Origin of the sequence: Arthrobacter sp. NPDC056691, from assembly GCF_042791415.1 — a bacterium.
GTDB lineage: Bacteria > Actinomycetota > Actinomycetes > Actinomycetales > Micrococcaceae > Arthrobacter.
Genome location: NZ_JBHTXX010000034.1, coordinates 62,540 through 70,350, shown reverse-complemented (window position 1 = coordinate 70,350; position 7,811 = coordinate 62,540). Strand labels below are relative to the sequence as shown.

8 protein-coding genes are annotated in these 7,811 nt (G+C 68.1%); 5 read left to right on the top strand and 3 right to left on the bottom strand.

Going from position 1 to position 7,811, the window contains the following annotated elements; all coding sequences use genetic code 11:
• Positions 1 to 98: 98 nt before the first annotated feature.
• Both ACFRAU_RS21510 and glyA read right to left on the bottom strand, forming a co-directional pair.
• Positions 99 to 998: a bifunctional methylenetetrahydrofolate dehydrogenase/methenyltetrahydrofolate cyclohydrolase gene (locus tag ACFRAU_RS21510; RefSeq protein ID WP_378001399.1), complete on the bottom strand. Its 900-nt coding sequence runs from the start codon at positions 996 to 998 to the stop codon at positions 99 to 101.
• Positions 999 to 1,001: 3 nt separating this feature from the next.
• Positions 1,002 to 2,303, bottom strand: coding sequence for a serine hydroxymethyltransferase (glyA, locus tag ACFRAU_RS21505; RefSeq protein WP_377996906.1), 1,302 nt, complete (start codon positions 2,301 to 2,303; stop codon positions 1,002 to 1,004).
• 303 nt (positions 2,304 to 2,606) lie between these two features.
• Between glyA and purU the strand changes: the two genes are divergently transcribed.
• Together purU and ACFRAU_RS21495 are read left to right on the top strand one after the other, a co-directional pair.
• Entirely contained in the window at positions 2,607 to 3,467 is an 861-nt protein-coding gene (purU, locus tag ACFRAU_RS21500) for a formyltetrahydrofolate deformylase (protein WP_377996905.1), read from the top strand.
• Positions 3,468 to 3,574: 107 nt separating this feature from the next.
• Positions 3,575 to 3,934 carry a class I SAM-dependent methyltransferase gene (locus tag ACFRAU_RS21495; RefSeq protein WP_378001398.1) on the top strand — a complete coding sequence of 120 codons (360 nt, stop codon included), beginning with the start codon at positions 3,575 to 3,577 and terminating at the stop codon, positions 3,932 to 3,934.
• 235 nt (positions 3,935 to 4,169) lie between these two features.
• Here ACFRAU_RS21495 and ACFRAU_RS21490 read toward each other — a convergent pair whose 3' ends face one another.
• The gene (locus ACFRAU_RS21490) at positions 4,170 to 5,147 is read right to left on the bottom strand and encodes an EamA family transporter (protein ID WP_378001397.1); all 978 of its coding nucleotides are present in this window, start codon (positions 5,145 to 5,147) and stop codon (positions 4,170 to 4,172) included.
• Positions 5,148 to 5,184: 37 nt separating this feature from the next.
• Here ACFRAU_RS21490 and ACFRAU_RS21485 point away from each other — a divergent pair, with 37 nt between their 5' ends.
• The 3 genes from ACFRAU_RS21485 to ACFRAU_RS21475 all read left to right on the top strand — a co-directional run bounded on the left by ACFRAU_RS21485 (position 5,185) and on the right by ACFRAU_RS21475 (position 7,774).
• Positions 5,185 to 6,597 carry a PLP-dependent aminotransferase family protein gene (locus ACFRAU_RS21485; RefSeq protein WP_378001396.1) on the top strand — a complete coding sequence of 471 codons (1,413 nt, stop codon included), beginning with the start codon at positions 5,185 to 5,187 and terminating at the stop codon, positions 6,595 to 6,597.
• A 111-nt stretch (positions 6,598 to 6,708) separates the two neighbouring features.
• Positions 6,709 to 7,032 (top strand): DMT family transporter, encoded by a 324-nt coding sequence (locus tag ACFRAU_RS21480; RefSeq protein ID WP_377996901.1) that lies wholly within the window; start codon positions 6,709 to 6,711, stop codon positions 7,030 to 7,032.
• Positions 7,033 to 7,249: 217 nt separating this feature from the next.
• On the top strand, positions 7,250 to 7,774 hold the full coding sequence (locus tag ACFRAU_RS21475) for a gamma carbonic anhydrase family protein (protein WP_377996900.1): 525 nt from the start codon (positions 7,250 to 7,252) through the stop codon (positions 7,772 to 7,774).
• Positions 7,775 to 7,811 lie beyond the last annotated feature (37 nt).

Here is a 7,811-nt window from a genome sequence, read left to right as displayed (position 1 = left end):
CGCCTACTCCTCCTGGAGTAGGCGCCCTACGCCCCACCCGCGCCCTAACCTCGCAAGCTCGGCCACCTGAGTCCGCCGGGCCCACCTCGATTAGGGGTTCAGCTGATGCCTGCCTGGCGTTCGGCGGTTTCCACCACATTGGCCAGGAGCATGGCGCGGGTCATCGGACCCACGCCGCCCGGGTTCGGGGACAGCCAGGCGGCGACGTCGGCGGCGTCGGGGTGCACGTCTCCGGTGACCACCGCCTTACCGGTGCCGTCGTCAACGCGGCTCACGCCGACGTCGAGCACGATGGCGCCCGGCTTCAGGTCCTCCGCCCTGACCAGGTGCGGCACGCCGGCCGCGGCGATCACGACGTCGGCCTGCCGGAGTTCGGCGGGCAGGTCGGCGGTGCCGGTGTGCGCCAGCACCACGGTGGCGTTGACGTCCTTGCGGGTGAGCAGCAGGCCCACCGGGCGCCCGATGGTCACGCCGCGGCCCACCACGAGGACGCGCTTGCCCTTCAGGTCAATGCCGTGGCGGCTGAGCAGTTCCACGCAGCCCTTGGGGGTGCAGGGCAGCGGGGACTTCATGGGACCGCTGATGTTGGCCACGAGCCGGCCCAGGTTCATCGGGTGCAGGCCGTCAGCGTCCTTGTCCGGATCCATGGCCTCCAGGATGACGTCCTGGTCGATGTGCTTGGGCAGCGGCAGCTGGACGATGTAGCCCGTGCACTCCGGGTTGTCGTTCAGCTCACGGACCACGGCCAGGAGCTCGTCCTGGGTGGTTTCCTCCGGCAGGTCGCGGCGGATGGAGTTGATGCCCACCTCGGCGCAGTCCTTGTGCTTGCCGCCCACGTACCAGGTGCTGCCGGGGTCAGACCCCACCAGAATGGTGCCCAGTCCCGGAGTGACGCCCTTGGCCTTGAGTGCGGCCACGCGTTCGGTCAGTTCGGCCTTGATGGCAGCGGCGGTAGCCTTGCCGTCAAGGATCTGCGCGGTTTTTGCGGTTTCAGTCACGGATCACCACTGCTCGTGCTGCGGGTACAGCGGGAAGTCGGCTGCGAGCTTGTCCACGCGGGCCTGCAGTGCCTCGACGTCTGTGGCGGAGCCGGCCTTCAGCGCGGTGGCGATGATTTCGGCAACCTCGGTGAATTCGGTCGCGCCGAAGCCGCGGGTGGCCAGGGCCGGGGTACCGATGCGCAGGCCGGAGGTGACCATCGGCGGGCGCGGGTCGAACGGTACGGCGTTGCGGTTCACGGTGATGCCCACCGAGTGCAGGAGGTCCTCGGCCTGCTGGCCGTCCAGCTGCGAGTTGCGCAGGTCCACCAGCACCAGGTGAACGTCGGTGCCGCCGGTGAGGACGGAGACGCCGGCCTCGGCAACATCGGACTGGTTGAGGCGGTCGGCGATGATCTTGGCGCCCTCGAGGACGCGCTCCTGGCGCTCCTTGAATTCGGCGGTGCCGGCGATCTTGAAGGCCACGGCCTTGGCGGCGATCACGTGCATGAGGGGGCCACCCTGCTGGCCCGGGAAGACGGCGGAGTTGAGCTTCTTGGCCCACTCCTGCTTCGCCAGGATGACGCCGGAGCGCGGGCCGGACAGCGTCTTGTGCACGGTGGAGGTGACGACGTCGGAGTACGGGACCGGGCTCGGGTGCAGTCCGGCGGCGACGAGGCCGGCGAAGTGCGCCATGTCGGTCCAGAGCAGGGCACCGACTTCATCGGCGATGGAGCGGAAGGCTGCGAAGTCGAGGTGGCGCGGGTACGCGGACCAGCCGGCGATGATGACCTGGGGCTTTTCGGCGATGGCCTGCTCGCGCAGCTTGTCCATGTCGATCCGGAAGTTGTCTTCCTCGACCTGGTAGGCGGCAACTTCGTAGAGCTTGCCGGAGAAGTTCAGCTTCATGCCGTGCGTGAGGTGACCGCCGTGGGCCAGGGAGAGGCCCAGGATCTTGTCACCCGGGGTGATCATGGCGTGGAGAGCGGCGGCGTTGGCCTGCGCACCCGAGTGCGGCTGGACGTTGGCGTATTCGGCGCCGAACAGGTCCTTGACCCGGTCGATCGCCAGCTGCTCGGCGACATCCACGTACTCGCAGCCGCCGTAGTAGCGGCGCCCCGGGTAGCCCTCGGCGTACTTGTTGGTCAGAACGGAGCCCTGGGCTTCCATGACCGCGCGCGGCGCGAAGTTTTCGGAGGCGATCATTTCCAGGGTGCCGCGCTGGCGGCCGAGTTCCTGGTCCAGTACTGCGGCGATCTCGGGATCGAGTTCAGCCAGCGGCTGGTTGCTGACGGAGGTGCTAACGGAAGTCGGTGAAGTAGTCACGAAGAACTCCTGGCTAGGGATGGGCACTGCTAAAGGTCAGGCTACCGGCTTGAACGTTGCTCCGCCCTTCGATGACCAGCATCCGGAAATGCGTCCGGGCGCAGCTCTATCAAGGGCGCCGCAGCGCACTGGGTGGCTGCTCTTCGAGAAGCGCAGCGCTACCGGCAAAACATGACCCTCGGCCCAGGCGTACGATCCGTGGTCTTCGTGAGTGCCGCTCCCTGGTGGTTAGCCACCCAAACGCCAGTTGCGACGCCACCACACTACCAAATGCGGGACCGACGCGCGGGTAGGCTGTTCTTCGTGAATGAAGACCAGCTCGCCAAATCGTACGTACTAACCCTGTCCTGCCCCGACCGCCCCGGAATTGTGCACGCCGTTGCCGGCGCCCTGCTCGTGGCGGGCTGCAATATTACGGACTCCCAGCAGTACGGCAGCGAGTCCACAGGGACCTTCTTCATGCGCGTGGAAGCCACCACCACCGCCTCGCAGAACGAGGTGGTTGCTGCCCTGGAGCCGGTGGCCGAAGCCTTCGGCATGCAGTGGAACCTGAACCCGGTGGGCCGGAAGGTCCGCACCCTGCTGATGGCCAGCACGTCAGCCCACTGCCTGAACGACCTCCTCTTCCTGCAGCGCTCGGGCACCCTGCCCATCGAGATTCCCGCCATTGTCTCCAACCACCGGGACCTGGCCGGCCTGGCCGAGTTCTACGGCATCCCGTTCCACTACATCCCGGTGACGGCCGACACGAAGGAACAGGCCGAGGACCAGCTGCGCAAGATCATCGCCGAGGAGGGCGTCGAACTGACCGTCCTGGCCCGCTACATGCAGATCATCTCCGACGACCTCTGCACCGAGCTGACCGGCAAGGCAATCAACATCCACCACTCCTTCCTGCCGTCCTTCAAGGGCGCCAAGCCCTATCACCAGGCCCATGCCCGCGGCGTGAAGCTGATCGGCGCCACCGCGCACTACGTCACCGCCGCGCTGGACGAGGGCCCGATCATTGAGCAGGAAGTCATCCGCGTGGACCACGCGCGCACGCCGGAGCAGTTCGTGCAGATGGGCCGGGACGTGGAAGGCCGCACCCTCGCCCAAGCCGTGCAGTGGCATGCCGAACACCGCGTGCTGCTGGACGGCAACCGGACGGTTGTCTTCAACTGATGCCCCGCCGCTAACTTCGCCGCCGCAGGCCCAATGTGCCTGCGGCGGTTTCCGGCTCCCGGAAGCGGTTCACACACGGCGGGTTTTAACCAAGACTGGTTAACACGATGACTCTGCTGACAGAAACCTCGCTGGAACCCTTCATCGCCCTGCTCAAGGCCCAGGGCAGGCACGCCGTGCTGGACGTGTGCTGCGGCCCGGGCGACGACGGCCTCCGGTTCGTCCAGGCCGGCATCCACTACACCGGCGTTGATCCGTTCGACGGCAATGTCAGGTACGCCATGGCCCGCCGGCTGAGCGTGTCCGTGGCGGATCCCTCGCGCCTGCCCTTCGCCGCGAACACGTTCCCGGCGGTCTGGGCGGTCCAGTCACTGGAGGGCCTCACCGCTGAACAGGCCGACAACGTCGTACGGGAGCTTGAACGCGTGGCAGAACCGGGTGCGCCGATCGCCGTCGTCCTCCCCTGACCACCGCCGGACAGGGCCTAGAGCGCGGCCTCTGAGTCCCGGGCTTTTTCTGCCTCGTAAGACCGGAGGCCGTGCTTCACTCCGAGCCGGATGATCCAGTACAGCAATGTGATAACAAGCGCAGTCGGAACCGCGAAGTAGAGAATGGCGGCGAGTATCCCAAGCATGTTTCCCCCTGTGAGCGTTCAGTACTGCGCACAGCCTCTCATGCGGCGCGGCTGCGGGAACAACTCCGCTAGGACGGTGCCCGCCGGTTGAGCCGCACGCGGACCGCGGCGCCGGCGCAGACTATGACGGCGAGCCCGCCCACGACGGTGGCCCACGTCAGCTGCTCGCCGAGCAGAAGCGCGGCCCAACATATGGTCATCACCGGCTGTGCGAGCTGGACCTGGCTCACCTGTGCCATGGGTCCGATGGCAAGGCCGCGGTACCAGGCAAAGAAGCCCAGGAACATGCTGACGACGCCCAGGTACGCAAAGGCAGCCCACTGCACCGGGGTGCCTGAGGGCGGCTGCTGGGACACGGAGAAGGCCGCAAGACCCATCATCAGGGGCGAGGCGAGGACGAGCGCCCAGGAAATCGTCTGCCACGCACCAAGTTCGCGGGCCAGCAGACCTCCCTCGGCGTACCCCACGGCAGCGGCCAGCACAGCCCCGAAGAACAACACGTCGGTCCAGTGCAGCTGGCCGAAACCACCCGGCTGTGCGAAGGCGAAAGCGATGGCGGCAACGGCACCCGCTCCGGTCGCGATCCAAAACGCTGCCCGCGGGCGCTCACGGCCGCGGAAAACCGCCATCGTGGCAGTTGCGGCCGGCAACAGCGCGATCACCACCGCCCCATGGCTCGCCGGCGCGGCAGTGAGTGCGAAGGACGTGAGCATGGGAAAACCGACAACGACTCCACCGGCAACCACCGCCAGGCGGAACCACTGCGGGCCGCGGGGAAGGCACTGCCGCGTGAGTACAAGGGCCGCGGCGGCCAGGACAGCCGCGACCAGAGCCCGGGCCGAGCCGATGAACAACGGCGACAGCGCCGCCACTGCCACCCGGGTAAAGGGAACGGTGAACGAGAAGGCCACTACGCCCAGGAGCCCCCACCATAGGCCGGTGTGCGGCGGCCCGGCTTGCGGCGGCCCGGTGGGCGGCGGCGCGGCTTGCGGCGATCCGGCGGGCTCCGGTTCCGTGCGCGACGGGCGCGCGGGTGGCAGTATCACTGGGCGAACCGGAGCGGTAGCGCTACTATTGTCTCTCATGAACAACGATAGCAGCTCCAGGATTGCGTCGGGACTGCGGACATGGGTCGCCAAGGCGGCACCCGGGTCGCAGCTGCCCTCCACCCGGTCGCTCGTCGCGGAGTACCAGGCCAGCCCCGTGACCGTGCAGAAGGCACTGCAGGCCCTTACCAGGGAGGGTGCCATCGAGAGCCGGCCGGGTGTGGGGACATTCGTGCGGGCGGTCCGGAGCGCTCGGCCCTCGGACTACGGCTGGCAGACCGCGGCCCTGCGGTCACCGCAGGCGCCGCTTCGGCCGGCGTCCGCCGCGATGCGCAACGCACCCAACGACGTCATTGCGTTCCATTCCGGCTATCCGGACCGCGAACTCCTCCCGGAGCGGCTGGTGCGGGCAGCGCTGACCCGGGCGGCCCGCGGCGAGGCGGCGTTGTCCCGTCCCCCGGCGGCAGGACTGCCCGAGCTGCAATCCTGGTTCGCCCACGAGCTCGCCGGTGCCACGCCGGCCGGCATTACCCCGCCGACCCCGAGCCACGTCGTCGTGCTTCCGGGCAGCCAAAGCGGCCTTAGCTCCATCTTCAGGGCGCTCGTCGGCTACGGGCAGCCGCTTCTCGTGGAGTCCCCGACCTACTGGGGGGCCATCCTGGCCGCGGCGCAGGCCGGCGTCCGGGTCATCCCCGTGCCCAGCGGAGCCGGTGGTCCCGATCCGGAGGAACTGGCCCGCGCCTTCGATGAGACGGGGGCGCGGATGTTCTACGCCCAGCCGAACTACGCGAACCCCACCGGAGCGCAGTGGGACGGCCCGCGCGGCGAACAGGTACTGGACGTCGTGCGCAAGCATGGCGCCTTCCTCCTCGAGGACGACTGGGCCCACGACTTCGGCATCACCACCACAGCCCGCCCCGTGGCGGCCAGCGACGATTCCGGCCACGTTGTGTACCTCCGTTCACTGACCAAGAGCGTCTCCCCTGCCATCCGCGTGGCCGCTATCATCGCCCGTGGCCCTGCACGCGAACGCATCCTTGCCGACCGGGCAGCCGAATCGATGTATGTCAGCGGACTGCTCCAGGCCGCCGCGCTCGATGTCGTCACGCAGCCGGCCTGGCAGACCCACCTGAGAAGCCTCCGGCACCAGCTCCAGTCCCGCCGCGATCTTCTCCTCACAAGCCTGCTTCAGTACGCACCGCAGGCCCACATCGAGAATGTCCCAAGGGGTGGGCTGAACCTCTGGGCCCGCCTTCCCGACGGGACCGATGTCGAACAGCTCGCCCGGAACTGCGAAAGCGCCGGCGTCGTTATCGCGGCCGGAACGGAGTGGTTCCCTGCCGAACCGGCGGGTCCCTTCATCCGGCTCAACTACGCGGGCCCCAACCCGGGTGCCTTTCCCGAAGGCGCCCGGATCATCGGCCGTGAGCTCTCGCGGTCCCCTGGGTGAGTTCGCCGTGCTGCGCGGACCTAGGATGGGAGTGGCTGGGTGCGCACGGTTTGGGTGCGAAGCGCCGGCGGCACGCCGACCAAGGCTCCAGCACTGAGAGAGGACAACACTTTGTTGGGCTACGTCTATCTGGCATTGGCTATCGCCGTCGAGGTCCTGGGCACGAGCCTGCTGAAATCGACAGAAGGATTCAGCCGGCTATGGCCCAGCGTCTGGTGCCTGGGCTCCTACGGGGTTGCCTTTGCCTTGCTGTCGCAGGTGGTCAAGAGCGTGCCCGTTGGAGTCGCGTACGCCCTGTGGTCAGGCCTGGGAACCGTCGCCATTGTGGCCATCGGCGCCATCTTCCTGGGCGAGGAACTGAACATGATGAAGATCCTCGGGATCGGGCTGGTGGTCGCCGGCGTCGTCGTCCTGAACGTCGGCGGAGCGCACTGACAGGCCCGGCCAAACCACGGACCTGGCCAAACCACGGACCGGCCCCAGGCTGGGGCGCCGTGGCGGCGGAGCTGGCACGGGCCCTCACCCTCTTCGACTGAGTTTTTGTCCAGATATCGCGCCCTGATGGCCCTCCGACTCGCGACAGCTGGACAAAAACTCCAATGGAGCGGACGCGACCCGGGCGCCCGCCCCGGCGTGTCCTAGGCTTGGGGGCATGGCTCCCATTTACCCCTTCGCCGGTGACACGCCGGACATCCACCCTTCCGTATTCGTGGCCCCGACGGCGTCGGTCATCGGCCGTGCCACGCTCGCCGAGGACGCCAGCGCGTTTTACGGTGTCTCGGTGCGTGCCGATACCGCCGCCATCACCGTAGGCATCGGCAGCAACCTGCAGGACAACGTGGTCCTGCACGCCGACCCCGGTTTTCCCTGCAGTGTGGGGGCGCGCGTCAGCGTCGGGCACAGCGCCGTCGTCCATGGCTGCACCGTGGAAGACGACTGCCTCATCGGCATGGGCGCCACCATCCTCAACGGAGCGGTGATCGGCGCCGGCTCGCTCGTGGCGGCCGGCGCCGTCGTGCTGGAAGGGACGGTAGTCCCGCCCCGCTCGCTGGTGGCCGGGGTTCCGGCCAAGGTCCGCCGCGAACTCACCGATGAGGAGTTCGACGGCGTGAAGGGCAACGCAGCGCGCTACCGCGAGCTCGCCCAGGCGCACCGCGAACTCCACGCCGGCAAGTAGGTCGCAGCACAGGGCGTTCCCAGCGCTGGGAACGCCC

Bases quoted from the DNA above. Each gene is read 5' to 3' on its own strand.
- ACFRAU_RS21495 (WP_378001398.1), top strand. From the start codon at position 3,575: ATGACTCTGCTGACAGAAACCTCGCTGGAACCCTTCATCGCCCTGCTC.
- ACFRAU_RS21485 (WP_378001396.1), top strand. From the start codon at position 5,185: ATGAACAACGATAGCAGCTCCAGGATTGCGTCGGGACTGCGGACATGG.
- ACFRAU_RS21475 (WP_377996900.1), top strand. From the start codon at position 7,250: ATGGCTCCCATTTACCCCTTCGCCGGTGACACGCCGGACATCCACCCT.